Raw genomic sequence first — 647 nt, 5'->3', positions numbered from 1 at the left:
CCGCTGTTCTTGCTGATGGCGCTGAACCGCCCGCAGCAGGGGCCGCGGCCGATCGCCGAGGCCTCGTTTGCCGGCCTGTTCGCGGCCTGCGCGCTCTATATTGTTTTCAACGAGGGGCCGAAGAACTGGCAGTCGCTGTGGACCTGTGCGGTCTACGCGCTGCTGGCGCTCACGCTGTGGCGGGCGCGGGTCGCGAAAACCCCAGCATGAGCAGGCCGATTGCGGTCCCGGACAGCGCCACATTGTAGAGCACGATGCCGAAGCCGGCGCAGATCAGCCCGCCGGTGAGAAGCACGATCGACGGCCTGATGAAATGCAGGGTGGCGATCACCAGCGCGGCGATGCCGAACACCGAATTCTGAAACAGATAGGTCATCAGCATTCGGGACTTGCACAGCATCGAGCGCAGCCCGGCGTCGCAGGCCAGCGCCACGGTCGGCTACGCGCTGTACCTGCGTTATCTCGCCATCGAACTCTCGACCGTCGCGAAACCGACGATCAACAGAAACTGCACCTGGTACGGGGTGAGGCGGAACGGCTTTTTCTTCATGGCGTGATTATGCTGCGCTTCGGGAGGGCGAACAAGCTGGGGCGACGGTGATGACGATGCCCGCCGGGGCTTTTAGCGGATGCCGAGGATCGACGAC

Annotated in this window: 2 pseudogenes; one reads left to right on the top strand and one right to left on the bottom strand. The window is 64.0% G+C overall.

The features are described 5' to 3' along the window. Window positions 1–210, top strand: a pseudogene (locus tag DU475_RS23940) (beta-(1-6) glucans synthase); the annotation flags it as partial. On the opposite strand, the pseudogene DU475_RS23935 reads toward DU475_RS23940, so the two are convergent. Continuing rightward, a pseudogene (locus DU475_RS23935) lies at window positions 170–550 on the bottom strand (hypothetical protein). The pseudogenes DU475_RS23940 and DU475_RS23935 overlap by 41 nt on opposite strands. Window positions 551–647: the final 97 nt, after the last annotated feature.

This window comes from Rhodopseudomonas sp. WA056 (assembly GCF_010906995.1).
Taxonomy (GTDB): Bacteria; Pseudomonadota; Alphaproteobacteria; order Rhizobiales; family Xanthobacteraceae; genus Rhodopseudomonas; species Rhodopseudomonas palustris_G.
Note: the sequence above shows the minus strand (reverse complement) of the source record. Positions and strands in the feature narration are given on the sequence as shown.